This window comes from Halomonas sp. 18071143 (genome assembly GCF_019211725.1).
Lineage (GTDB): Bacteria > Pseudomonadota > Gammaproteobacteria > Pseudomonadales > Halomonadaceae > Vreelandella > Vreelandella stevensii.
In genome coordinates, this window is sequence record NZ_CP078120.1 from 1,672,003 (window position 1) to 1,696,455 (window position 24,453).

The window sequence follows — 24,453 nt, forward strand, 5'->3', positions numbered from 1 at the left end:
CGTGTGCTACCCAGCGGCAGAAGCCTGTCGCGTGGAAGCTTTTAAGCCGGGGCCAATGGCATGGCTGGTGGATCAGTGGGTTGAACGGGTGCAGGGCTATGAGTTCTCTCACCTTCAAGCCGGACTTGTTAACTTTGTGAGTAAGCAGCACCTGGTTGCGACAAGGCCATCCGCCGTTAAGAAGCCTAGCCGTTTGCCTGGTAAAAAACGTGCAAAAGAAACAGGCTATTACTTTAATAATGCGCGTGCATTAGCGCAGTGTGCAAAAGAACTAGCAGCTGAGATTGGTGACGACGTGATTGCGGTGCTGTTTCGCGATAGTGACGGTACGGCATCTGCTGGGCGTGGCGATTGGCAAACGAAATATAACTCCGTGCTGCAAGGCTTTGAGGCGGAAGGTTTTCCACATGGCGTAGCGATGATTCCTATGCCTAAATCCGAAGCTTGGTTGTTATGTGCATTGAAGCCAGAGTCTCCTTACCAACATTGCGCTGCGCTGGAGGAAGCCTCGGGCAATGATGATAGCCCCCATGCGCTCAAAAATCAGCTTGATGCGGCGCTCCAGGGGCAAACCTCGGCAGATGAGTTATCTGAAACTGCCAAAGACGGAAATATACATTGGGAGAATATCGATATGCCTTCTCTAAATGCTTTTAAACACCGGTTGGAAGCAGTTGTGAACTTGATTATTCGGCAGGGAAGTTAGATGCAGCTCGACCAACTCCAGCAGGGCTTACAACACGCCTTCTTCACCGACCGCCACCGGATTGTGTTCTGGTACGACGCCCCTGGCCACTTTGCGGATTCGCTGAATGAGCTTGCGCTGGAAGGCGTTCAGGTGATCAATATGGCGGGGGAGTCCACCCTGGGCGTGAAGCTACGCTTGGAGCTGGAAGAGGCTGAGACGCCTACGCTGCTCTACTTTCCCTCTGCCGAGCCAGCCCCAGAAGAGGACTGGCTGTTGGATATCAAGCTGTACTCTGGTCGCTTCTACGCCGACCGCGTTTCGATGATTTTCAACGAGCTGGGCCTAACCCGCCATGTACTGCGCGAGCACTTGGCGCAGCGGCAGGCGTTTTTAGCCAGCCGTAAGCGTATTGATGCCCTGAAGCGTTTGGTCACGCCTTCTCTTAGTGAAGATGAGCTGGATCTGGCGATGCTGGCCGTGGTGGTGGGGGCCACGTCTCTTGACGTGGCCACGCTGCTGTTCCACTTGGCTGAAGAAGCGGTGGCCAATGAGCTGGGGTTAGAGACGAACCCAGCGGCGTTGGTCGAAGCCGAGAAGTACGCCTTGGTGCCTGCGCTGGTGCGTGCTCTGCAGGCCGAGGTGGGTTACCCCGCTAGCCAAGCAGAGCTTAGCGGTGAAGCGCCGCTAAACTTCGGCCAACTGATGCTGCGGTTATTGATTACTGGCTACTGCGAGAGCATTTCTGATATTCCTGACTGGGCGCGTCAGGTGGCCATTCCCTCTGTTAATGCGCGTGCATCTTCGCGGGCGCTGCTCACCCGCTGGCGAGATAGCTCACGCTTTTACCCCGCGTTTGATGTGATCTCCGGGTGGGTGGCAGATGCCCAGCGCATTGATGACAAGCTGCAGGATGTGCCGTTAGAACAGCTAAGCCATGTGGCGACGTTTGAGGTGGTGGAGAAGCAGATCATTGTCGATCTCTGCCAGGCGATACCCACAGCGGATGCCCGCGACCTGAAACTGTTCGACAGCATCATTGTGGCGCGCCTGGACGGTTATTGGGCATCGCGGCATAAAAACGATGCCCGCCGCGAGCGCTACCGGCAGCTATATGCCGCGCTTACCGCGTCGATTGCGCTGTTTAGCCTGCGTCATCAGCATGCCAAAGGCTTCCATTACGAGAGTGTTGAGGCGCTCTACCACGCTTACCAAACGGATCTCTACCGTTTTGATACCGCCTATCGTCATTACGCGGTGGCATCGGATGCCACTGGCGTTGAGCTGCTAAAAAATCTGGATGCCGCCGTTGAGCGTTGTTATGACGAGTGGTTCCTGGGCCAGCTCACCCGTAACTGGAGCGAGCGCGTGGAAGCCGAGCAGCGGCTCACTCACTGGAAGCTGCCCAAGATCCCCAGCCAGCAACACTTCTACCGCGACTGGGTGCAGCCCCAGCTAGCCGCTAGCCGCCAAAAGCGTGTGGTGGTGGTGATTAGTGATGCCTTCCGCTATGAAGCGGCGGAAGAGCTGCGTGAGCGCATTAATGCCAAGCGCTATAGCGAAGCGACGTTAAAAAGCCAGTTAGGTGTGGTGCCTAGCTACACCACGCTGGGGATGGCCTCGCTGTTACCGCACCGAGAGCTCAGCTATCAGCCGGGCAGCGATACGGTGCTGGTGAATGGCCAATCCACCCAAGGCACGGCGAACCGCAGCAAGTTACTCAAAGCCACGCTAGGCGGCGAGGCGTTAGCCGTCACCGCCGAGGACGTAAAAGGCTGGAGCCGTGAAGAAGGGCGCGAAAAGATCAAAGGCGTGCAGCTGATGTACGTCTACCACAACGTGGTGGATGCCCGTGGGGATGCCGCTAACACTGAAAGCGAGACGTTTGCAGCGGTGGAGGATGCCATTGATGAACTGGATCAGCTGACCCGTAAAATTCTCATGCACCTGAATACCAGCACGGTGCTGGTCACCGCCGACCACGGTTTCCTGTTCCAGCGCAGCGCGTTGGATGCTACCGACCGCACGGCGCTGTCAGACAAGCCAACGTCGGCCTTCAAAAGCAAAAAGCGTTATGTGCTGGGCGAGTCGCTGCCCGATAACCCCAGTGTGTGGCACGGCCACACCCGCGATACGGCAGGCACCACCTGCGATACCCAGTTCTGGATACCCAAAGGCGCACACCGTTTTCACTTTGTCGGCGGGGCGCGCTTTGTACACGGGGGCATTATGCCCCAGGAAATCGTGGTGCCGGTGCTCACCGTTCAGCAGCTGCGGGGCGAGAAGGTAGAAAAGCGCACCAGCCGCAAGGTGGAGGTGATCTCACCCAAGGCATCGCTGAAAATGGTCAATAACATTCAGCGCTTCGATCTGCTGCAAACTGAAGCGGTGAGCGAGCGCCTCCGCCCGGTCACGCTGTCGGTGGCGATTTACGCGGGCAGCGAGGTGGTCTCCAGTGAAGAGGTCGTGACCTTCGATAGCGCAAGCGACAATATGAACGAGCGCATGAAGTCGGTGCGCCTCTCGCTATCGGGCACGTCATTTGACCGTAAGAATGACTACTTCCTGGTGCTGCGCGATAAAGACCTGGGCACCGAGCGGGAGCGCTACCGGGTGGTGATCGATCTCGCGTTTACGGATGATTTTTTCTAAGCCCGTCATCAGCGGGGAAGCTTTTATGTTTGTGCATTGTGCTTTTTTCGTCGTTCAGGAGTGACCGCCCACATGGATTTTGACTCATCTTCCGCCACGCACGTGACCGATGCCCTTCAGGACGCCGATCTGGATACGCTGCTCAACACGCACTTTGCGGGCCGCGTGGTGCGTAAGGATCTCACCCAGCGCGTGAAAGAGGGCGCTAATGTGCCCGTGTATGTGCTGGAGTACCTGTTGGGTATGTACTGCGCCTCTGATGATACTGAGGTGATCGCTACGGGACTGGAAAACGTCAAAGCGATTCTGACGGATAACTACGTGCGGCCGGATGAAGCGGAGAAAGTGAAATCCATCGTGCGTGAGCGCGGCAGTTTCAAGGTGATTGATCGTGTCACGGTGCGTCTGAATGAGAAGAAAGATCGCTATGAAGCGGCGTTCAGTAACCTGGGCATTAAGGATGCCGAAATCTCTGCAGGTATTGTTAAAGAGCACGAGAAGCTGCTGGTAGGCGGTATTTGGGTGATCGCCACGCTCAGCTACTTTCATGAAGAAGGGCAAACAAGCTCGCCGTTTGGTGTCAGCCTGCTCAAGCCGATTCAGATGCCTCACATGAATATGGACGAGCTGTTTGAAGGGCGGCGTGGGTTTACCAATGCTCAATGGCGTGAAGTGCTGGTTCGCTCGATTGGTATGGAACCTGCCGAGCTGGATGAGGGCGTGCAATGGCACCTGCTGGCCAGGATGATTCCGTTTGTCGAGAACAACTACAACGTCTGCGAACTAGGGCCACGGGGCACTGGCAAAAGCCATATCTACAAAGAGTGCTCGCCCAACAGCATTTTGGTCTCCGGCGGGCAAACCACGGTGGCTAACCTGTTCTACAACATGAGCTCGCGGCGCATTGGCCTGGTGGGTATGTGGGACTTGGTGGCGTTCGATGAAGTGGCCGGTATCTCGTTCAAGGATAAGGACGGGGTGCAGATCATGAAGGATTACATGGCCTCTGGTTCTTTTGCCCGTGGGCGCGAACAAATGGAAGCTTCAGCCTCGATGGTGTTTGTTGGCAACATCAACCAAAGCGTGGAGTCGCTGGTGAAAACCAGCCACCTATTGACGCCATTCCCTGATGCCATGATTGATGCCGCGTTCTTTGATCGCTTCCATGCCTATATTCCCGGCTGGGAAATCCCCAAGATGCGGCCCTCGTTCTTCACTCAGCGCTATGGGTTTATCGTCGATTACCTAGCCGAATTCTTCCGTGAAATGCGCAAGCGCAGCTTCGCCGATGCCATTGATCGCTACTTCTCGTTGGGTGATAACCTCAACCAGCGTGACGTAATCGCGGTACGTAAAACGGTGTCGGGCCTGCTGAAGCTGATGTTTCCCCATGGCGGCGGTTCACAAGGGCTGATGAAAGACGATGTACGCGATTGCCTGGAATACGCCATGCAGGTACGCCGCCGCGTGAAGGAGCAGCTGAAAAAGATTGGTGGCATGGAGTTCTACGATGTTCATTTCAGCTACATCGACAAAGAGACCTTGGAAGAGCACTTTGTGTCGGTGAAAGAGCAGGGCGGTGGCGGACTGATTCCAGAAGGCCAGGGCAAGCCAGGCGTGGTGCATACCATTGGTCTCAGCGATAAAGGCATGCCGGGGGTTTATCGCATCGAAATGCAGGTAACTGCAGGCAGCGGCAAGCTGGCCATGTCAGGGCTCTGGAACTCCACCGCCGCCAAAGAGCAGGTCAAAATGGCGTTTGATTACTTCAAGGCCAACGCCAGCCGTATCAGTGGTGCCCGTAAAGTGTTGGAGCATGATTTCCACCTCCATGTGGTCGACTTGCAAAATAGCGGCGTTTTGCGCGATCTCTCGCTCGCCAGCCTGGTCGCTTTCTCTTCTGGCTTGGTAGGTAAACCTACCCAAAGCCAAATGGTCGTGCTGGGCGATATGAGCCTGGGAGGAAGCCTAAAACCCGTCGAAAGCTTAGCGGAATGCCTGCAGGTTGCCTTCGACGCCGGTGGCAAGCGCGTCACCCTACCCATGAGCAGCGCCATGGATATTCCTACCATCCCTGGCGAACTGTTCACCAAGTTTCAAACCAGTTTCTATGCCGAACCAATTGATGCAGTGGTCAAAGCGCTTGGGGTGGATTAAGACAGGCAAATTAAAAATTTATCCATTAAGGATCAGTGTTTTAGAGGCGCTGTGTCTATATTGAAAACTCCACGGAAAGCTCATGAAAACTCTACTGCGTTGGATAGCGGGCGTGGTGGTGCTGCTGGCACTGCTGTTGGCGGGGCCCGCCTGGATGTTGGCCAGTAACCAGGTGGTTACCGATGGCCACTGGTCGAATCTGGACCGCTCATCGGCGGGGTTGGCCCCAGACCCGGACGCCCATCCCGAGGCGGTGGTGCAAGTGTACGCTGCACGGGCGTATCACTGGCGGGGCGCGTTTGGGGTGCATATCTGGGTGGCTACCAAAGCTGACAATGCCAGCGACTACCGCCTGCACCAGGTGCTCAGTTGGCGTCGGCCCACCGTGGTGTCGAGCACCGATACGCCGGATCGGGCGTGGTTTGGCTATGCGCCCGAACTGCTGGCCGATTATCGCGGCGATGAAGCGGGGCAGTTGATTGCCCAGATAGAAGAGGCGATTGGCCGTTACCCTCAGGCCGATTTATACCGGGTGTGGCCCGGCCCCAACAGCAACAGTTTCATCGCATGGCTTACCCGCGAAGTGGAGGGCCTGGCGGTGGCATTGCCGGTCACCGCCGTGGGCAAGGATTTCCTGTTCGATAGCGTAGTAGCCCCTGTGCCCAGCGGCACCGGGTATCAGTTTTCGCTGGGCGGGGTGTTGGGGTTGATGCTGGCGCTGGAAGAGGGCGTGGAGCTCAACGTGCTGGGCACGAGCCTGGGCGTCGATATTCTCAGGCCGGCCTTGAAGCTGCCTGGCGTGGGCCGGGTGGGCCTGCCTGCTCGGGTGCTGGGGAATGCTGCCGAGCAGGCAGAGCCGCAGGGGTGATTAACCTGCTGGAGCCTCGGAGCTCAACGTTAGTAAAGGAGTGTGCACGTAGCGGATGGCGTCGCTTAGCCCGTCCGTAATATCGATGCCATACCGCTCACTCAGCAGAGCCGCTCGTCCCACGAAGGCGCCGGAGCCCAGCACGATGGCATTGGTACCCTGTTCGAGCGAACTCACGATGGCGTCATGCAAGCGCTGTTCGGCCTGCGGCGTGCGGGCCGCAGTTTCCGACACCCCCATGCCAGTGGCCACGATCCGGCAGCGCACGTCCAGGCCATAGCCACGGCTCAGCGCGCGGATGGTTTCCACGGCGCCCTCGAACGTGGTGATGACGGTGAAGGGGCGGTCATGCTGGCCAGCGGCACGCATGCCTGCCTCGGCTAGGCTCACCACTGGGCGCTGTGTTGCATCGCGCAGTTCTTGAACCGCCAGATCATCGAAGCAGGCCATGATGTAGCCAACGTCGTCGGCGGACTGGCGCTGTTGGATCAGCGCCATGACCTCCCGAGTGGCGGTGGCCTTGTGCGCTGCATTTTCGATGGCGATAGGCCCCGCCAGTGGATTGGTGACCTCCATTTGAACCCCTTCAGGCGAGCACTGCCGTACCAGGCGGCGTATTTCCCGGGTGACCTGGGGATTGGTATTGGGGTTGATGACCAGAATGCGCGGGGTATCGGTTCGCGACGCTTGGCACATGCTGCCGATGGGGGCTGTATGGCTGGGTCCAGTCTTGTTCGTCATTGCCTCAACGCCCCGCCAGAAGGTCGGGTAGCCACATGACGATGTCTGGCCAAATCATGATGGCAAAGGTGAACAACACCATGATGCCCACGAAGGGAATCGACCCCATGATCACGTCGTTGAAGCTGCCGCCATCCTTGCGCACGCCCTGAACCACGAACAGGTTCATGCCCACCGGTGGTGTGATGAGGGCGATCTCGCACATCAGCACGATGAAGATCCCAAACCAGGTGGGGTCGATCCCCACCGCCATGACCATGGGCACGGTAATGGGTACGGTCAGTACCAGCATCGACATGGCGTCCATGAAGGTGCCCAGAATCACGTAAAACACGAACAGCACCAGCAGCAGCGTCACTGCCGTCAGGCCGAAGGAGGCGACCCACTGGGTAAGTGCTTGGGTAACTCCCAGCATCGAGATGGTGACGTTGAGCAGCAGGGCGCACATCAAGACGATGATCACCATGCCCGATGTTTTGGCCGCCTGCAGCGAGCAGTGAATCAACAGGTCCAGCGTCAGCTTGCCACCAACGGCGATGAAGCCAAGGGCGATGACCACGCCAATGGCGGCGGATTCGGTGGGGGTGGCCAGGCCGCCGTAGATGCTGCCCATGACCACGCCAAAGATGACCACGGGAGGAATCAGGTGCTTCGACAGCGACAGCTTGTCCTGAAGCGAGACATTGACCTCGACCAGCGATGCCTTGCCCGCCTTGCCGTGGGCGAGCCACAGGTAGAGTGAGAACAGCAGCGCCAGGGCAATGCCCGGTATCAACCCGGCAGCAAAGAGCTGGCTGACGGAGGTATTGGCCAGTTGGCCATACACCAGCAGGTTGATGCTGGGGGGAATGAGAATCCCCAGCGTGCCGCCCGCTGCCAGCGAGCCCAGCGAAGGACGAATGGGGTAGCGATACTGCTGGAGCGCCGGCAGGGCGATGGTGCCTACGGTGGCCGCGGTGGCCACCGAGGAGCCGGAGGTGGCGGAGAACAGCGTGCAGGTAGCGATATTGGTATGCAGCAAACCACCCGGCAGGCGATTGAACCACACCGCCAGCGCGGCATACATGCGGTCCGCGATGCCGCCGCGTAACAGCAGCTCCCCCAGCAGCATGAAGAGTGGAATGGCGAGCATCGACGGGCTGTTCAGGCTGCTCCAGACGACGCCGCCCATCATGTTCACCAGCGGGGCGCCGTACATCAGATAGCCGCCCGCCACGCCCACCAGCAAAATCGACACCGCCACTGGCAGGCTGAGCAGCATCAGGGCCAGCATAACCATGAACGCCCCTGCAATGACCGGAATACTCATGGCAGTGCTCCTTTTTCACGCTGCTCGAGGTCGGCCAGTTCGGCTTCGAGTTCTTCACTGGCTGAAGCAGGGCCGAAGCGCTGGTTCAGTGCGGGCCAGTCTCGCCGGATCAGCAGGCGCAGGGCTTGCAGGGCCAGCAGGGCCGCGCTCGCCGCAAAGATGCCCATGGCCACCAGCCAGACCGCTTGAGGGTAGATCAGCGGCGTGGCCCAGGGGGTCTGGGCGATGGAGCGGTAGTTATGCGTGTCGAGTACGGTCTGCACGGTAAAGTACAGCAGAAAGGCCGCCAGCAGCCCCAACGAGAGGGCTGCCAGGGCATTGAGGATCGCTTTGACGGTGGTGGGCAGGCGCATGTGCAGCAGATTGATGCGAATATGCGACTGCTCGATCATGGCGACGCCGAAGGCCAGAGGCGCCGCCACCGCAATGGCGTAGCCTCCCAACTCATCGACGCCACCAAACGACAGCGAAAAGAATTTGCGAATCAGGGTCTCTATCGTTATCAGCACGGCCAGCAGTAGCATGAACGTGCCGAACAGGATCCCCATCAGGCGAGCACAAAAAGTCATACGGGTCTCCTGGTAACGTTACAGGCCAAGCTGAGCGCCGACCGTTTCGCGCCAGGTGGCTTCGCAGTCGGCGGCCACGTTATTGCACTGGGTGGCCCACAGCGGCAGGGACACTTCCTCTACGGCGGCGGTGACGGCAGCCAGATCGGCGTCGGAAACGGCGACTTCGGTCAGCGCATACTGGTTGCCGAACTCGCAGGGCGACTCACCGGCGTTACAGCGCATGGCATCTTCGTAAAGCGCTTCCGAGTAGCTCCAGATGTCGTCGCTGAGCTCGGCAATGGCCGTTTCCAGCTGGGACTGCTGGGTCTCATCCAGGCGGTTCCAGGTGTCCAGGTTGATGGCGTAGCCATTGATGGCCAGCTGTAGAGCGATGGGCAACACGGTGGTCGTTGCCTCTGGCCAGCCGCCGGCGTTGGCCGAGGCAGGGCCGGTGATGCCGCAATCCACGACGCCCCGAGAGAGCGCTTGTTGCACGTCGCCGAAGGGCATCGAAATGCCGGTGGCGCCCAACTGGCCAATGAAGTTGGCTGCGCTCTGGTCACCCACCCGTACGCGCAGGCCTCTCAAGTCCTCCAGGCCGGAAATATCCTTGTTGCAGAAGATGACCTGGGGACCGGCAGGCCATACGCCCAATAACTTGGCGTTGAAGCGGGACTGCAGGCGTGAATCCACATAATCATAAAAAGCCATGACATTGTCCCGGCCAGTCTCGAAACTGGTGTTCAGGCCGATCAAGTCCATCCCAAGCACCGAGGGCTCGTCACGGCTGACCTGGGGGCCGCGCAGCGAGACGATGTCGAAAAGACCGGAGTTGAGGATGCGTAGCCCGTCCGTATCGGGAATGCCTGCCACATCTACCGGAATGTACTGAACCGTGGCTTCCAGGCCGCTGTGCTCGGCGAAATTTTCGAAGAAGGGGCGCTCCTTGTTCTGGGCAATCAGCCCCGAACCGGCAGGTTGGCCGAGCACTTTGAGAGACAGCGTATCGGCGTTGGCGGCGCTGCCGATCACAGCGGCGGAAAGGGCGGTCATGAGAAGAGTGCGCTTGAACATGGAGGCTTCCTGTTATCTGTAGTGGGTGCGATGTGGTACGCCAGGCTGGGCGTGTTGCTCACCGCGCATCCTGCGCAGCGTTTGTTAAGTAGATCCATATTTCATGCCACAAGAGCTATGAAATTTAAATTTCATATATAAAACAGGCAGAAACCACGCGTTGCCCGAAAAATGGGGTAACACGACATGGGGCGTGAGAGACAAAAATGCACCTTGAAAGTGCATGTTGATGGGGTGATGAACTAGAAGAGTGCTTCAGTAAAAGCAGGCGCTCGTCGAAATGGCTCGATTAAAGCTCTTCAAAGTGGTCGTTGAGGGTTTCGATGCGGCTCAAACGCTGTCGTGACGCGTCTCCGGCCAGCTCGATGGTGCGCATGATCAGCAGATGACAGAGGGTCATGACCGCAGTGTGATTGAACAGCGGCCCGGAAGCGTGCGTATGGCAGCGAAAATGCCAGGTAGCGGAAGGGTGGGGCTCCGTGCCTTCATCGGTGATATACACCAGCGAGGCCCCGCACTCCCTGGCGCTGCTCAGCAGCTGTTCGGTCGTCGCAACTCGGCGCCGCAACCCCAGCACGATGACGCTGTCTTCCGGGCCAATGTCGGCAAGGTGCTCGCCCAGGGTTTCGCCAGGGCCGGGAATGGCGGCGATATCTCCGGTCACTTGCAACAGCTGCCAGCGCAGGTAGTCGGCTAGCGGGCGGCTGGCGCGATAGCCAACGACCCAGATTTTACGTGCCGCCAGCCATGCATGGGCGACGGCGTCGATATCGGTCTGGGTGATGGCGGCAAAGGTTCTGTCCAGGTTGTCCTTGCTGAAGGTCAGCCCCTGGGCAAGCCAGGATTCGGATTGGCCGAGACGCTGAGCGGGGAGAAACAGGCGCGACCCCGTCGTCTGCTCTTCGCGGGCATGCCTGCGTGCGGCTTCGTAATTGTCATAACCCAAGCGCCTGACGAAACGCGATACCGTCGCCTTGGAAACTTTTGCAAAGCGTGCCAGCTCCTGGGCATTGTAGCTGGCCAACTCGCCGGGAAAGTCGCAGACGAATTCACCCAGCCGCCGCTCTGCCGGATGCAGGGAGGGCAGTGCATGGCGAACACGGGCAAGAAAGGAGCGTTCTTTCGAAGCGGGCGGCATGACAGTATCCTGAAACCACGATTTCTTGAATGATGCGGGTTATCAGGCGTCAGGACAAGATAGCTGCGCCAGCCGTCACTGCGGCTGCTGCTCGGTGAAGCGCTTCATAATGGCCAGGGTCGTATCACTCACGTGGTGCTCCATGCCTTCGGCATCGATGCGCGCGGTGCTGTCTTCGACGCCCAGAGCGCGCAGGAAATGCAGCACGATGTCGTGCCGGGCGCGGGAGGTTTCGGCCACTTTCTGGCCTTCTTCGGTCAGAAACAGCGATCGGTAAGGCTGGCTGGTGACGAGCCCCAGCTCGTTGAGTCGCCGAATCATCTTCGACACGGTGGCCTGGCTGACGGCCATGCGATTGGCGATGTCTGCTGCTCGGGCCTCACCGCGGTGTCGCAACAGATCACCGATCAGCTCCACGTAATCTTCGATGAGCTCGGTTTCATGAGCGTTGCGCACGGTTTCATACTGCTGAGCGTGCTGCTCCACTGGCGGTAGGGCGTCACCGCTTTTCTCACATGAGGCAGGAGCGTGCCGCGGGTCGTGATCACTCATTGGCAATATTTATCAAGGTTAGTGGCATCGTTGATTGGTGATGGTAGCGCATTTGGACGGATAATTGTTAGCCAAGGCTAAACTATTTGCACTTGGCTTTTTCTTTGAGCTACAGTGATATCATATGTGAGTTTACACGGGGGCAGCTGGCGATGGCGAAATCTTACGGATGGATGTTGATGGGGGCCTCTTTGGCCTTCGGTGCGAGCACGTCCTCGGCGTATGCCAATGAGCTGTTGCATCCGCCCATCAACGTGGCCGTCACTTTTTCGGTGCTGGGCGATCTGGTGCAGCGGGTAGCGGGTGACGATGCCGAAGTGACCGTGCTGACGCCCATCAACGCTGAAGTGCATGAGTGGGAGCTGACGCCGGATAATTTTGCGGCCCTCGAGAATGCCGATATGGTCTTCTACAACGGTTACCAGCTGGAGCAGTGGATGCGCCAGGTGGAAGCCACGGTATCGCAGGGCGTGCCCGTGCTAGCGGTGGCCGAGGCATCCGGCTATCCCACTCAATCGATTGCGATTGGTGAAATGGAAGGGGACATTGACCCGCATCTGTGGATGGACCCGCGGGCCGCCAGCGCCTACGTGCAGGCCATCGCCAACGCCCTGGAAGAGCGCTTGCCGCAGCAGGCCGAAGAGATTCACCAGCGTGCCAGCGCGCTGGAAGACGAGCTGCACGCACTGTATGTCGAGCTGCAGGAGACCCTGGAGGTGATTCCCGACGATCGGCGCCTGCTGCTGACTAGCGAGGCAGCGTTTCTTTACTTTGCCGATGCCTTTCACTTCAAGCACGACGGTATCTGGGGCACCAATGCCGAAACCGAAGGCTCTCCACGCCAGCTGATGCGCATTATCGATTTGATCAACGAGCGCCAGCCCGCCGCACTGTTCTGGGAAAGCACCATTTCTGACCGTCATGTGACCAGTATTGCCCGAGATACGGGACTGCCGGTGGCAGGGCCACTTTACGTGGACTCGCTCAGCGAGCCGGACGGTGTGGCGGGTGACTACTTTGCCATGCAGCGCCACAATGCCGAACTGCTGCGCCGTTATCTGGGCGTCGAGTAGGCCAACATGAACAGTGCTTCGTCACTACCTCCGGCGGCCATTGAGGTATCGGGGGTCTATGCCGCCTATCAGCGCCAGCCGGTGCTCGAAAACATTCAGCTGAGCTTGCCGGCGGGGCGTTGGACGGCTATCGTCGGGCCGAACGGGGCTGGCAAGTCGACGCTGTTTCATGTGCTGACCGGTAGCATGAAGCCGCTGCGTGGCCAGGTGATGGCGTTCGGAGAGCCCATTCAGCGGCGCCGCAAAGCTGGCGGTATCGCCTATATGGCGCAACGTGAAGCGATCGAGTGGGACTTTCCTATCTCGGTGTGGGACACGGTGATGACGGCGCGCTACGGCCACATGCGCCATGACCCTCTATGGCGGCGTCTGCTGCCGGGGCGTTGGCAGGCCCCTGTTCACCGTGACGTCGTGAGCAAGGCGCTACAGGACGTGAATATGTTGGACATGGCCGAGCGTCCCATTGGGGCGCTGTCGGGCGGCCAGAAAAAACGTGTGCTGTTGGCCAGGGCGCTGGCCCAGCAGGCCAGTATCCTGCTGTTGGACGAACCGCTGGCGGGCGTCGACCCGCCCAGCGAGCAGCTGATTCTGGATGTGCTCAAGCGGGAGCGAGAAGCGGGTAGAACCATTGTCATGGTGACCCATGACATGCCGGGAGCGCGCCGCTATGTGGACCATGTGGTGCTGATCAACCGCTTCATCCGCGGGGCGGGGCCCCCGGATGAAATGCTCAGCGACCGCAGGCTGGCCGAACTGGCGGTGAGCGCCCAGCCAGCCCCCGATTCCTTTACCTTGCAACAGACCAGTGCTCCTGCTTTGATGCCTCAATAACGGTCAATTTCATCATGTTAGATACACTGGATAGCATGGCCAGCGCGCTGATCGCTGGCCTGCTGGCGGCGCTGATGGTGCCCATCAATCTGTTACCCGATGCCATCTCCGATGCGTTTCAGTACGCCTTCATGCAGCGTGCGCTGCTGACCTCGATGCTGGTGGGCGCCATTTGCGGTCTGCTCTCCTGCTACGTGGTGCTCAAGCGCTGGTCGCTGCTGGGGGATGCGATTTCCCACGCGGTCTTGCCTGGCGTGGCGATTGCCTACCTGTTGGGGCTGCCGTTTTTCATTGGCGCTTTCGTGACGGGGGCACTGACGTCGTTGGGCATCGGTGCCATCGAGCGCCATACCCGCATCAAGTCGGACGCGGCCATGGGTATCATGTTCACTGGCGCTTTTGCGCTGGGTATCGTGTTGATCAGCAAAATGGCCTCCAGTACGCACCTGATGCATATCCTGTTTGGTAACGTGCTGGGCGTACAGCAGTCGGCGCTGATGCTCACGCTGGCCGCCAGCGTCGTGGCGCTGCTGGTGATATGGCTCGCCTTCAGGCCGCTGATGCTCTACGCCTTCGACCCCACGCAGGCCCAGGCGCTGGGGTTCAATACCAGCGTCATTCATTACGGCCTGATTCTGCTGCTGACCCTGACCATCGTGGCAAGCCTGGAAACCGTAGGCATCATTCTGGTCGTTGCCATGCTGATCACCCCTGGCGCCACCGCCCACCTGCTGACCGACCGCTTTAAAACGATGCTGTTGATTTCCACCGGTGTCGGTGTGGGCTCGGCGGTACTGGGGCTATGGCTCTCTTATGCCTTCGATGTGGCTTCGGGAGGCACCATCGTCCTGGTCGCCACCAGCTGCTTCTTCCTTGCGCTGCTGTTTTCGCCCCAGCATGGCGTGCTGATGCGGCGCTGGCGGCATCGCCAACTAGGACGTTAAGAGGATGCCCACCCGGTCACGATACAAGAGTAATCCACTATGCCAAGGACCTGGTGTTGCTGATTAGTGACCGGGGCTAGCGAAAGGCCAAATTGACCAAATAGCCGAGCACAGTTACGTATGCTCATTTCGGGGCGGACGCTGATGACCGGCTTGGTCATGATTTCGTACAGGCTGACGCGTTCTGTCGAGCGATTCGCCGCCAGTACCTTTTTGGCAATGTCCGTTGCGAGCACTATTCCATGCTCATCGGTTGCGTCACGTGGTTGTATGATCAAGACGTTAACGTTGTGTTTGCGCATCACGTCGATGCCTTCTGCAACCGTCAACAGGCCATCGACCAGCCTGTATTGTGAGTGCATGATCGTTTCTGCCGTTGGTATGGCACTTTGATGCTCTAACATGCTCACTCCCTGTCTGCTGGCTGACCAAGCACCTCGGTCAGTGATTTGATTTGATGCTGTACGCCCACGGCATCTTCAACGTCTATCTGAAACGCGATGCCAGTGCCTGGTGTCTCATCGAACTGACCTACCTCCGCGATGGACTCCAGAATGAGTCGGCTAATATGCTCTTCGGTCAGGAACAGGAGCACGTCCCGCTGAGCGGTGATTTCCATGCCAAAGATGCCGCGTGCTTTTTTGAGTCCTTCGCCCCTGGCATTATTGATGACGGTCGCTCCCGTTGCGCCCGCATCACGAGCCGCCTTGAGGACATCATCGGTCAAGTCGTCTTCAACCAGTGCTACGATGAGTTTAAAGCGCATTACGTTTTCCTTCGTTGGTTAACCTTACGCTGAGTCTGCGGTCTCTCCATTGAGCGATTTGGGCATAGCCCATCACCGTGATGATGGGAAACAGGCAGGCCAGCGCAATCATCCCAAAGCCATCCATGAGTGCGCTTCGCCCTGGAATAGAGGAAGCCAGGCCAAGCCCCAGAGCGGCGATAATAGGAACTGTTATCGTAGAAGTCGTCACGCCGCCGGAATCAAACGCGAGCGGAATGATGCTTTTTGGCGAGCGCAACGTTTGCAAGATCACCAACGTGTAGGCACCCAATACAAACCACTGTAGTGGCCAGCCCATGACAATACGCCAGGCCCCTAGCGTGATGCCGAAGGCCATGCCAAGTGCGACGGCGAGGCGCAATGTAAACGGTCGAATGGTGCCGCCGGATATTTCTCCAGCTTTGATAGACACTGCAATCAGCGAGGGTTCAGCGATGGTGGTGCTGGCGCCAATGGTAAAGGCAAAGATGTATACCCAGTAATAGTCGCTCCAGTGGCGCTGGGCGCCATCGGCGAGCCCGGGGAGAAAGTCAGCATTGGTCAGCTGGCCGGCCATGAGCTCTCCCATCGGAAACAGCGCTTGTTCCAGACCCACTAGAAAAAGTGATAATCCTACCCAAACCATGACAAAACCCACGATGACTTGCGGCAGGCGTTTCACACGTTTGCGGATGACAAGATATTGAAAACCAAAAATAATCGCGGCGATAGGAAAGATATCGAGTAGCGTACTCCAGAGCGTAATAAGCAAATTCATGGGTTGATCCCCTTGACCAAATCGAGTCCAAAAATGCCAAAGAGCAACACAAAAATAATCGGCATGACGGAGGCGAAGGCAATCAAGCCAAAACCATCCAGCATGGGGTTGCGGCCCTTGATACTCGAGGCGAGACCGACTCCCAGGGCCGTTACCAGCGGCACAGTAATCGTCGATGTTGTGACGCCCCCAGAGTCGTATGCAATACCGACGAGTTCGCTGGGTGCAAAAAGGGTCAGCAGCATGACCAGCGCGTAGCCGCCAATAATCATCAAATGCAGCGGCCAGCCCTTGAAGATGCGCAATACGCCAAGCATGACGGCGGTGCCTACCGAGCAGGCAACAACCATTCGTAGCGTGAAAGCAAACGAGGCTTGTGACTCACCGGTGTTGGCAATCAGGCCCCCTGCAGCAACCACCTCGCCTGCACGAGCAGCCACTGCAATCAATGCTGGTTCAGCCACGGTGGAGCCAAACCCCAGAGCAAATGCGAACAGCAGTAGCCAGGCGATCGAGCCCTTGGCGACAAAGGCTCGAGCGAGGTTTTCTCCTAAAGGAAAAAGGCCAAGCTCCAGCCCTTTGATGAATAGTGTCAGGCCTACCACTACAAACAACAAGCCTATGATCAAGTCCAGGAAAGCCAGGCTTGCGGGTAGCGGCTGACCGATCACGACCAGCTGAAAAAAGGCCATGACGACCACGACGGGCAGCAAATCCCGGAGGCTGTCTTTAAATTGATGAAGCAGTGAAGTGACGATATTCATGAAGTCTGGGGAAGTCCGTAAACATCAGGGCAATGACTTGATATTAATCAAATGATCATGAAGCAGGCCTGATATGGCGCAAGCTTTGGGTCGAAAATACCGTTCAACACAAACGACTGCCCATCAACAGCAGGCCAGCATCCAGCGAGTGCCACCCCCACCAGGCAAGGGCAGTTCCCCCGGCGATGATCAGTACCGTCAGCAGCGCTAGCGAAAGAGTCTGTGGTGTCATGGTGTCACCTGCGTGGGAGTGGTGCGTGCCAGCGGTTTTTCGCTGATGAACCAGTGCAAGGCGGCGGCCACCACGGAGAGCACGATGGCGATTTGCCAGACGGTATCGTAGTGACCGGTCATGTCATAAAGGTAGCCGCCTAGCCAGACGCCCATGAACGACCCCAACTGGTGGAACAGAAACACGATGCCGCCCAGCATGGAGAGGTGTTTGACGCCAAACACCGACGCCACGATGCCGTTGGTCAGCGGCACGGTCGAGAGCCACAGCAAGCCCATGGCGACACCAAACGCGTAAGCACTGTAAGCGCTCAGTGGCGCGACCAGAAACGCGGTGATGACCACGCCTCGAATCAGGTATAGCCAGCTGAGCAAGCGCGGCTTGGACCAGATTCCTCCCATCCAGCCTGCCGTATAGGTGCCCACGATGTTGAACAGCCCCACCAGGGCCAGAACGGTGGTACCCACTTGCACGGCAAGCCCGTTATCGAACAGGTAGCCCGGCAAGTGCACGGCAATGAACACCACCTGAAACCCGCACACGAAAAAGCCCAGGCAGAGCAGCCAGAAGCCTTTTTGCCCGGCGGCTTCGTTGAGCGCGTCGCGCAGGCTCAGGTCGCCTAGCGCATGGGGGCGTGGGCGATCCTTGAGCATGGCGCCCAGCGGAATCATCACGGCGGCAATCATGCCCATGGCCAGCAGGGCCGCCGACCAGCCCAGCCACTCGATCAGCCCCAGCGTGCCCGGCAGCATGGCGAACTGGCCAAACGAGCCCGCCGCACTGACGATTCCCATGGCCATGCTGCGCTTTTCGGCAGGCACCGCCCGCCCAACAGCGCCCAGGATCACCGAGAAGGTCGTGCCAGAGAGGCCGATCCCGATCAGCAGGCCAGCGCTCAGGGTCATGCCCAGCGCGCTGGTGGAAAGACTCATGAAGCACAGCCCCAGCACGTAGAGCACGCCCCCGGCCACGATGATTCTGGCCGCGCCGAAGCGGTCTGCCAGCGCGCCGGTGAAAGGCTGTGCCAGGCCCCACATCAAATTCTGAATGGCCAGTGCCAGGGCAAAGACCCCGCGCCCCCAGCCAAGCTCACTGCTCATGGGTTCGAGGAACAACCCGAAACCGTGGCGCAGCCCCATCGCCGTAGAGATGATGAGGCTGGCCAGAAGAATCAGCAGCAGGGAAGAGTGTCGTGTAAGGGCCATGACGGGTCTCGTTGTTGTTCGCTAGTTAACACGTTAACCAACTATCGCATGGCTTACGCGGCTTTAGAAGCTTCCAAACAGCGTGCCCAGCGTAATCACGCTGATCAACGCAAAAATCGGCAGCACGATAGTGACCATGGCCACGTTGGCATAGGACTGGCGGTGCGTCAGCCCGCAAATGGCCAGCAGCGTGATCACTGCCCCGGAGTGGGGAAGCGTATCCATGCCACCCGCGGCCAGGGTGGCGACACGGTGCATCAGTTCAGGATTGATGCCTGCCTGCTGTGCCATGGCCAGGTATTCATCACCCAGGGTTTGCAAGGCAATCGACAGGCCGCCCGATGAGGAGCCGGTAATCCCCGCCAGCACGCTCATGGCCAAGGCTTCGGAAATCAGCGGGTTGCCGGAAACGTTGAGCACGGCATCACGGATGATCATGAAGCCTGCCAGGCTGGCAATCACTGCCCCATAGCCCACTTCGGAGGCGGTATTGAAAATCGGCAGCAGCGAGCCAAAGCAGCCCTGGTTGATGGTGTTTTTCAGATCCTTCCAATGGTTCCAGCGGGTAATGATCAGCCATGCCGAGGCGCTCAGCAGCGAGATCAGGATCGCCCACAGGCCAGTCTGGCGGCTGGGGGTGATGTTCTCGAAGGCGTCGCTGATATAGCTCAGATCCATGGCGGGGAAAACGCCATAGGTAAACAGCGCGTTCAGGCCGATGACCATGATCAGAGGAATCAAGGCTACTGCCAAGGGGAGCGTGGGGGCGGGCGTGTCGTCCTGCTGGGGGTCGACTTCACGCTCGGTGTGCGTGCCGTAGCCTTCGCCGTTGGCGGCTGCCTTGCGAACCCTGGACTGCAGATAGTAGGTGCCCAGGCCCAGCATGATAAGCCCGGCAATGATGCCCAATCCGGGAGCCGCAAAGCTGTTGGTGCCAAAGTAAGGAATGGGAATGGCATTCTGAATGGCTGGGGTGCCTGGCAGGGCCGTCATGGTAAAGGTAAAGGAGCCCAGCGCGATGGACGCAGGTATGAGCCGCTTAGGCACATTGGCCTGACGGAAGAGCTCACGGCTGATGGGATAGATGGCAAAGGCCACCACGAACAGTGACACGCCACCGTAGGTCAGTACGGCACAGGCCATGACCACGGTCAGCACCACGTGATGCGTGCCCAGCCGCTTGACGATACCGTTGGAAATGGACTGCGCGGCACCGGAGTCGGCCATCAGTTGGCCGAACAGGGCGCCCAGCAGGAACAGCGGAAAGAACTGAGTGACGTAGTTACCCAGCGCCCGCATGAAGGTGTCGGTGTAAATGGGCAGCAGCAGGCCGCCATCACCGGAAAGCAGGACTGCCAGCGACGCCATGAGCGGTGCCAACAGCAGCACTGAGATGCCTCTGTAAGCCAGTAACATCAGCAGTATCAGGGAAATGAGAATGGCGAAAATGTCCATGCAGGCTCCTAAGACATTGTTAAATTAGCAGTGCCGGTCATCAATGAAGGTCCCGATACTAGGAGGATTGTTGCATAGCAGCAAGAGCGCTGTGACTAAAGTCTTAGCCGCTGTGCCAGCGTACTCGGGGATCAGATAAGCCTGATGAAGGGCGCGCTATCTGCTAAAATCCGCCGCCTGGTTTTAAAGGCATGGTTTAAAACCCTGGTTTTAAGTGCCTGGTTTCAAGAACTTGGTTTTAAGAACTTGGTTTCAAGAACCCGGTGAAGACTTCGTATCAAAGAACTTCCATTAGCTCTGGATATTTCCATGAATGCAGTCATTCTTGCAGTGCTCGTGATGGTGACGCTGTCACTTCTTCGTGTGTCGGTGGTGTTTGCCCTGGTGGTAGGGGCCCTGGTAGGAGGGCTGGCGGGTGGACTGTCGCTGGATGACACGCTCAGCGCTTTCAATGATGGTGTGGGAGGCGGTGCCCAGGTGGCGTTGGCCTACGCCACGCTGGGGGCCTTTGCGGTCGCTATTTCTCGCTCTGGCCTGCCGGACTTGCTGGCCACGCGGTTGATCAAGCTGCTGGGTAAAGAGGCGACGGCAGCGCATCAGGCGCGGGTGAAAATGCTGCTGCTGGGCGCCGTGCTGCTGGTGGCGATTTCTTCTCAAAACGCCATCCCGGTGCATATTGCGTTCATTCCCGTCCTGATTCCGCCGCTGCTGGTGGTCATGAACCGCTTGCAGCTGGACCGCCGCGCGGTTGCCTGTGCGCTGACCTTTGGTCTGACGGCACCCTACATGCTTCTGCCAGTGGGCTTCGGGGCCATCTTCCTGAACGACATATTGTTGGCCAATCTGAACAGCGCAGGCGCGGCGGCGGGACTCGACATCACTCGGAGCATGGTGCCCATGGCCATGGCCATCCCCGTGGGCGGAATGGCCATCGGGCTGGTCGTCGCCCTGCTGTTCAGCTATCGCGGTCAGCGCCACTACGCCGCCAAGCCGCTGGCCGCTCCTGCGGGTGAGCAGGCGCATACGCCTGCCGAGCCTCATCTGCTGGGGTTGGTCATGTCGGGGGTCGCCATCGTGGCTGCGCTGGGCCTGCAGCTGTATACCGGTTCCATGATCGTGGGCGGCCTGGTGGGCATTGGCCTGCTGTCATTGGGGGGGATTTTCAAATGGCGTGAGGCCGATGATCTGTTCACCAGCGGCATGCGCATGATGGCACTCATCGGTTTCATCATGATTTCAGCGGCAGGCTTTGCCGAAGTGATGAAAGCCACGGGGGATATCGAGGCTCTGGTGGCGGGCGCCTTCGAGCTGTTTGGTGACAATCGCGGCCTGGCTGCGCTGGTCATGCTGCTGGTGGGGCTGTTCATCACGCTGGGCATTGGTTCATCGTTTTCTACTATTCCGATCATTGCCGCCATTTTCGTCCCATTGGCGATTCAGTTCGGGTTTTCGCCCATGGCCACCGTGGCCTTGGTGGGCACCGCGGCGGCATTGGGCGATGCGGGCTCACCGGCATCGGACTCCACTTTGGGGCCCACTGCCGGCCTGAACGTGGACGGCCAGCATGACCATATGTGGGATAGCGTCGTGCCGACCTTCCTGCACTATAACCTTCCGCTGATTGCGTTTGGTTGGCTGGCGGCCATGTCGCTTTGATCTGCGCATCATCCGAAAAAGGCCGCCAAATGGCGGGCGGCCTTTTTTGTCTGGCGGTTGGCGTGCGCTGCTTACTGTTTGGGCAGGTGTGCCTCGAAGGCGCTCAGTAGTCCACGGAGTAGCGATAATTCCTTGCGGCTTGGCTGGGCACGTGAGAACAGTGCCTGCAACTGCTCTTCGGTGCGTGCGTGGGGCTGGGTCAAAAAACCGCTCTCGTGCATGAGCCGACCCAGGTGCTCCTGGAAGTAGCCAAACTGTTCGCGACTGGGCGGCGCCGCTTCCAGGGGCCGTTGATAGACGAAATCACTGTCGTCGCGCCGTCGCCAGGCGCGATGCACTTCATAGGCAAGAATCTGCACGGCTTGCGAGAGATTCAAAATGCCGTAATCCGGATTGGCCGGTATGCTGACCTGGTGGGTGCAGCAGCGGATCTCGTCATTGGTCAATCCGGAGCGCTCGCGGCCAAACACCAGCGCCACAGGGGCTTGATGGGCATTGACGATGACCTGACGTGCCATGTCATCCGGTTCGTCGAAGTGGGGGAGCGGCATGCTGCGTAATCGGGCACTGGCCCCGACCACTTGAACGCAGTCCTGCAGGGCGTCTTCCAGGGTGCTGACGCAGCGTGCGTTGTCCAGCACATCGGTAGCGCCCGCCGCCAGTCGAGTGGCCTCTTCGTCAGGAAAAGCACGTGGGTTGACCAGCACCAGCTGGGTCAGGCCCATGGTTTTCATGGCGCGGGCGGTGGCGCCAATATTGCCGGGATGAAAGGTGTGTACCAGCACGATACGAATATTGGAAAGCACGGGACGTCGAACCTGAAAGCTGCCAAGAAGAAAGGGGATGGTAACACGCAAAGAACCCCGCCGAAGCGGGGTTCTGAAGGACGTTTTACGTCAGAGCGAGGTGGTGGGGCTCACATCATGCCGCCCATGCCACCCATTCCGCCCATGCCACCCATGTCCGGGGCAGCTTCTTTCTCTTCCGGGTCGTCGGCGATCATGCACTCGGTGGTGATCATCAGGCCCGCAACGGAACCGGCAGACTGCAGCGCAGTACGGGTCACTTTCGCAGGGTCGAGTACACCCATTTCGAACAGGTCGCCGTATTCGCCGGTCTGTGCGTTGTAGCCGAAGTTGCCTTCGCCATCTTTCACACGGTTGATGACCACCGCAGACTCTTCACCGGCGTTGGTGACGATCTGACGCAGCGGCGCCTGCATGGCACGCAGGGCCATGTTGATGCCGTGGTTCTGGTCTTCGTTGTCACCGGTCAGGCCTTGTACCTTGGCCATGACGCGTACCAGCGCCGTGCCGCCACCAGGTACCACGCCTTCTTCGACGGCAGCGCGAGTAGAGTGCAGCGCGTCTTCGACACGTGCTTTCTTCTCTTTCATTTCGACTTCGGTAGCTGCGCCTACGCGGATAACGGCAACGCCGCCTGCCAGCTTGGCAACGCGCTCTTGCAGCTTCTCTTTGTCGTAGTCGGAGGAGGTGTCTTCGATTTGCGCGCGGATCTGATTGACGCGTGCTTCGATGTCACCTTCTGCACCAGCACCGTCGATGATGGTGGTGTTCTCTTTGGTCATGGTGATGCGTTTGGCAGTACCCAGGTGATCCAGGTTTGCCTGCTCGAGGGTCAGACCGACTTCCTCGGAGATGACCGTGCCGTTGGTCAGGATGGCGATATCCTGCAGCATGGCCTTGCGACGATCACCAAAGCCGGGTGCTTTGGCAGCCGCTACCTTGACGATGCCGCGCATGTTGTTGACTACCAGCGTGGCAAGCGCTTCGCCTTCGATGTCTTCGGCGATGATGGCCAGCGGCTTGCCTTGCTTGGCAACACCTTCCAGCACCGGCAGCAGCTCGCGGATGTTGGAGATTTTCTTGTCGACCAGCAGGATGTAGGGGTCTTCCAGCTCGACCGCCATGGTGTCCTGATTGGTGACGAAGTAGGGAGAGAGGTAGCCACGGTCGAACTGCATGCCTTCGACGACTTCCAGCTCGTCTTCGAAGCCGCGACCTTCGTCAACGGTGATGACGCCTTCTTTACCTACTTTCTCCATCGCTTCGGCAATGATCTCGCCAATGCGCTTGTCGCCGTTGGCAGAGATGGTGCCTACCTGAGCGATGGATTTGGTGTCGGTGCAGGGCACGGACATGGCCTGAATTTCCTTGACGGCAGCGGTGACCGCTTGGTCGATGCCGCGCTTCAGGTCCATCGGGTTCATGCCAGCCGTCACGCCTTTCAAGCCTTCTGCAACGATGGCTTGAGCCAGCACGGTAGCGGTAGTGGTACCGTCACCTGCGGCATCAGACGTCTTGGAAGCCACTTCCTTGACCATCTGAGCACCCATGTTCTCGAACTTGTCTTTCAGTTCGATCTCTTTGGCGACGGAAACACCGTCTTTGGTGACGGTCGGGGCGCCGAAGGACTTGTCCAGTACCACGTTGCGGCCTTTTGGGCCCAGCGTGACCTTGACGGCGTTTGCCAGGATATCTACACCACGCGCCATGCGTTTACGAGCGTCATCAGAGAACTTAACTTGCTTAGCAGCCATGTTCGTTACTTCCTAAATTGAAATTGAACGATGAACGTAAATGGGTAGCCGAGGCGTCTTAGCCTTCAACGACCGCCAGGATATCGGCTTCACTCATGATCAGAACTTCTTCGCCGTCGATCTTCTGCTTCTCGACGCCGTAGCCGTCCTTGAAAATCACCGTGTCACCCACTTTGACATCCAGCGGGCGAACGTCGCCGCTTTCAAGAATGCGACCATTACCAACTGCCAGGATTTCGCCACGCGTGGGCTTTTCCTGTGCATTGCCCGGAAGCACGATGCCGCCAGCGGTTTTCTGCTCTTCTTCCACGCGACGGATCACAACGCGATCGTGCAAAGGACGGATATTCATGCTCACGTTCTCCTGAGTAGTGTCAAAGCCCCTTGGGGCCATTAGCTTGAAGGAATTTCCGTGGGCAGCACCCGCGGAAAGCGAAGGCCTGTTGCCTTCATGTCAATGGT

General features: G+C 58.6%; 24 protein-coding genes. 8 read left to right on the forward strand and 16 right to left on the reverse strand.

The window, feature by feature from the left end:
* The first annotated feature begins 31 nt into the window (after positions 1 to 31).
* The 4 genes from KVY02_RS07745 to KVY02_RS07760 all read left to right on the forward strand — a co-directional run bounded on the left by KVY02_RS07745 (position 32) and on the right by KVY02_RS07760 (position 6,362).
* Entirely contained in the window at positions 32 to 706 is a 675-nt protein-coding gene (locus KVY02_RS07745) for a hypothetical protein (RefSeq protein ID WP_218314910.1), read from the forward strand.
* Positions 707 to 3,337 carry a BREX-1 system phosphatase PglZ type A gene (pglZ, locus tag KVY02_RS07750; protein WP_218314911.1) on the forward strand — a complete coding sequence of 877 codons (2,631 nt, stop codon included), beginning with the start codon at positions 707 to 709 and terminating at the stop codon, positions 3,335 to 3,337.
* Positions 3,338 to 3,409: 72 nt separating this feature from the next.
* Positions 3,410 to 5,494 carry a protease Lon-related BREX system protein BrxL gene (gene brxL / locus KVY02_RS07755; RefSeq protein WP_218314912.1) on the forward strand — a complete coding sequence of 695 codons (2,085 nt, stop codon included), beginning with the start codon at positions 3,410 to 3,412 and terminating at the stop codon, positions 5,492 to 5,494.
* A gap of 82 nt (positions 5,495 to 5,576) precedes the next feature.
* A complete protein-coding gene (locus KVY02_RS07760; protein ID WP_218314913.1) occupies positions 5,577 to 6,362 on the forward strand; it encodes a DUF3750 domain-containing protein in 786 nt (261 codons plus the stop codon).
* Here the strand turns inward: KVY02_RS07760 and KVY02_RS07765 are convergent, their stop codons facing one another.
* The 6 genes from KVY02_RS07765 to mntR form a co-directional block, all read right to left on the reverse strand.
* Positions 6,363 to 7,103 (reverse strand): aspartate/glutamate racemase family protein, encoded by a 741-nt coding sequence (locus KVY02_RS07765; protein WP_237718583.1) that lies wholly within the window; start codon positions 7,101 to 7,103, stop codon positions 6,363 to 6,365.
* A gap of 4 nt (positions 7,104 to 7,107) precedes the next feature.
* Positions 7,108 to 8,412, reverse strand: a complete 1,305-nt coding sequence (locus KVY02_RS07770) for a TRAP transporter large permease (protein ID WP_016913684.1) — start codon at positions 8,410 to 8,412, stop codon at positions 7,108 to 7,110.
* Positions 8,409 to 8,981 carry a TRAP transporter small permease subunit gene (locus tag KVY02_RS07775; RefSeq protein WP_100730578.1) on the reverse strand — a complete coding sequence of 191 codons (573 nt, stop codon included), beginning with the start codon at positions 8,979 to 8,981 and terminating at the stop codon, positions 8,409 to 8,411. Before KVY02_RS07775 ends, KVY02_RS07770 begins: the two co-directional genes overlap by 4 nt.
* Positions 8,982 to 8,999: 18 nt before the next feature.
* Positions 9,000 to 10,037, reverse strand: a complete 1,038-nt coding sequence (locus KVY02_RS07780; RefSeq protein WP_218314914.1) for a TRAP transporter substrate-binding protein — start codon at positions 10,035 to 10,037, stop codon at positions 9,000 to 9,002.
* A 289-nt stretch (positions 10,038 to 10,326) separates the two neighbouring features.
* Positions 10,327 to 11,175, reverse strand: coding sequence for a MurR/RpiR family transcriptional regulator (locus tag KVY02_RS07785; RefSeq protein ID WP_218314915.1), 849 nt, complete (start codon positions 11,173 to 11,175; stop codon positions 10,327 to 10,329).
* A 75-nt stretch (positions 11,176 to 11,250) separates the two neighbouring features.
* Positions 11,251 to 11,727 (reverse strand): manganese-binding transcriptional regulator MntR, encoded by a 477-nt coding sequence (gene mntR, locus KVY02_RS07790; protein WP_100730581.1) that lies wholly within the window; start codon positions 11,725 to 11,727, stop codon positions 11,251 to 11,253.
* Between the two features lie 173 nt (positions 11,728 to 11,900).
* On the opposite strand from mntR, the gene KVY02_RS07795 reads away from it, so the two are divergent.
* The 3 genes from KVY02_RS07795 to KVY02_RS07805 are packed head-to-tail and all read left to right on the forward strand — an operon-like array spanning position 11,901 to position 14,575.
* The gene (locus KVY02_RS07795; RefSeq protein ID WP_256357605.1) at positions 11,901 to 12,800 is read left to right on the forward strand and encodes a metal ABC transporter substrate-binding protein; all 900 of its coding nucleotides are present in this window, start codon (positions 11,901 to 11,903) and stop codon (positions 12,798 to 12,800) included.
* A gap of 6 nt (positions 12,801 to 12,806) precedes the next feature.
* On the forward strand, positions 12,807 to 13,631 hold the full coding sequence (locus tag KVY02_RS07800; protein ID WP_218314917.1) for a metal ABC transporter ATP-binding protein: 825 nt from the start codon (positions 12,807 to 12,809) through the stop codon (positions 13,629 to 13,631).
* A 14-nt stretch (positions 13,632 to 13,645) separates the two neighbouring features.
* The gene (locus tag KVY02_RS07805; RefSeq protein ID WP_305729928.1) at positions 13,646 to 14,575 is read left to right on the forward strand and encodes a metal ABC transporter permease; all 930 of its coding nucleotides are present in this window, start codon (positions 13,646 to 13,648) and stop codon (positions 14,573 to 14,575) included.
* Here the strand turns inward: KVY02_RS07805 and KVY02_RS07810 are convergent.
* The 7 genes from KVY02_RS07810 to KVY02_RS07835 form a co-directional block, all read right to left on the reverse strand.
* Positions 14,572 to 14,979, reverse strand: coding sequence for a CBS domain-containing protein (locus KVY02_RS07810; protein ID WP_016913693.1), 408 nt, complete (start codon positions 14,977 to 14,979; stop codon positions 14,572 to 14,574). The two genes, KVY02_RS07805 and KVY02_RS07810, sit on opposite strands and share 4 nt — an antisense overlap.
* 2 nt (positions 14,980 to 14,981) lie before the next feature.
* A complete protein-coding gene (locus KVY02_RS07815; protein ID WP_016913694.1) occupies positions 14,982 to 15,341 on the reverse strand; it encodes a P-II family nitrogen regulator in 360 nt (119 codons plus the stop codon).
* On the reverse strand, positions 15,331 to 16,119 hold the full coding sequence (gene umpB / locus KVY02_RS07820) for a Na,Li,K/H(+) antiporter subunit UmpB (protein ID WP_081193337.1): 789 nt from the start codon (positions 16,117 to 16,119) through the stop codon (positions 15,331 to 15,333). Before umpB ends, KVY02_RS07815 begins: the two co-directional genes overlap by 11 nt.
* Positions 16,116 to 16,883, reverse strand: coding sequence for a DUF1538 family protein (locus tag KVY02_RS07825; protein WP_218314918.1), 768 nt, complete (start codon positions 16,881 to 16,883; stop codon positions 16,116 to 16,118). Before KVY02_RS07825 ends, umpB begins: the two co-directional genes overlap by 4 nt.
* Before the next feature lie 103 nt (positions 16,884 to 16,986).
* The gene (locus KVY02_RS18310) at positions 16,987 to 17,115 is read right to left on the reverse strand and encodes a hypothetical protein (protein ID WP_256357590.1); all 129 of its coding nucleotides are present in this window, start codon (positions 17,113 to 17,115) and stop codon (positions 16,987 to 16,989) included.
* Positions 17,112 to 18,320 carry an MFS transporter gene (locus KVY02_RS07830; RefSeq protein ID WP_218314919.1) on the reverse strand — a complete coding sequence of 403 codons (1,209 nt, stop codon included), beginning with the start codon at positions 18,318 to 18,320 and terminating at the stop codon, positions 17,112 to 17,114. The genes KVY02_RS18310 and KVY02_RS07830 overlap by 4 nt, the downstream gene beginning before the upstream one ends.
* A 63-nt stretch (positions 18,321 to 18,383) precedes the next feature.
* Positions 18,384 to 19,775 (reverse strand): GntP family permease, encoded by a 1,392-nt coding sequence (locus tag KVY02_RS07835; RefSeq protein WP_218314920.1) that lies wholly within the window; start codon positions 19,773 to 19,775, stop codon positions 18,384 to 18,386.
* A 309-nt stretch (positions 19,776 to 20,084) separates the two neighbouring features.
* Between KVY02_RS07835 and KVY02_RS07840 the strand changes: the two genes are divergently transcribed.
* On the forward strand, positions 20,085 to 21,431 hold the full coding sequence (locus KVY02_RS07840) for a Na+/H+ antiporter family protein (protein WP_218314921.1): 1,347 nt from the start codon (positions 20,085 to 20,087) through the stop codon (positions 21,429 to 21,431).
* A gap of 71 nt (positions 21,432 to 21,502) precedes the next feature.
* On the opposite strand, the gene KVY02_RS07845 is transcribed toward KVY02_RS07840, so the two are convergent.
* From KVY02_RS07845 to KVY02_RS07855, 3 genes are all read right to left on the reverse strand, one after another.
* A complete protein-coding gene (locus tag KVY02_RS07845) occupies positions 21,503 to 22,237 on the reverse strand; it encodes an RNA methyltransferase (protein ID WP_016913701.1) in 735 nt (244 codons plus the stop codon).
* Between the two features lie 110 nt (positions 22,238 to 22,347).
* Positions 22,348 to 23,991, reverse strand: a complete 1,644-nt coding sequence (gene groL / locus KVY02_RS07850; RefSeq protein ID WP_016913702.1) for a chaperonin GroEL — start codon at positions 23,989 to 23,991, stop codon at positions 22,348 to 22,350.
* Positions 23,992 to 24,049: 58 nt separating this feature from the next.
* Positions 24,050 to 24,343: a co-chaperone GroES gene (locus KVY02_RS07855; RefSeq protein ID WP_016913703.1), complete on the reverse strand. Its 294-nt coding sequence runs from the start codon at positions 24,341 to 24,343 to the stop codon at positions 24,050 to 24,052.
* Positions 24,344 to 24,453: the final 110 nt, after the last annotated feature.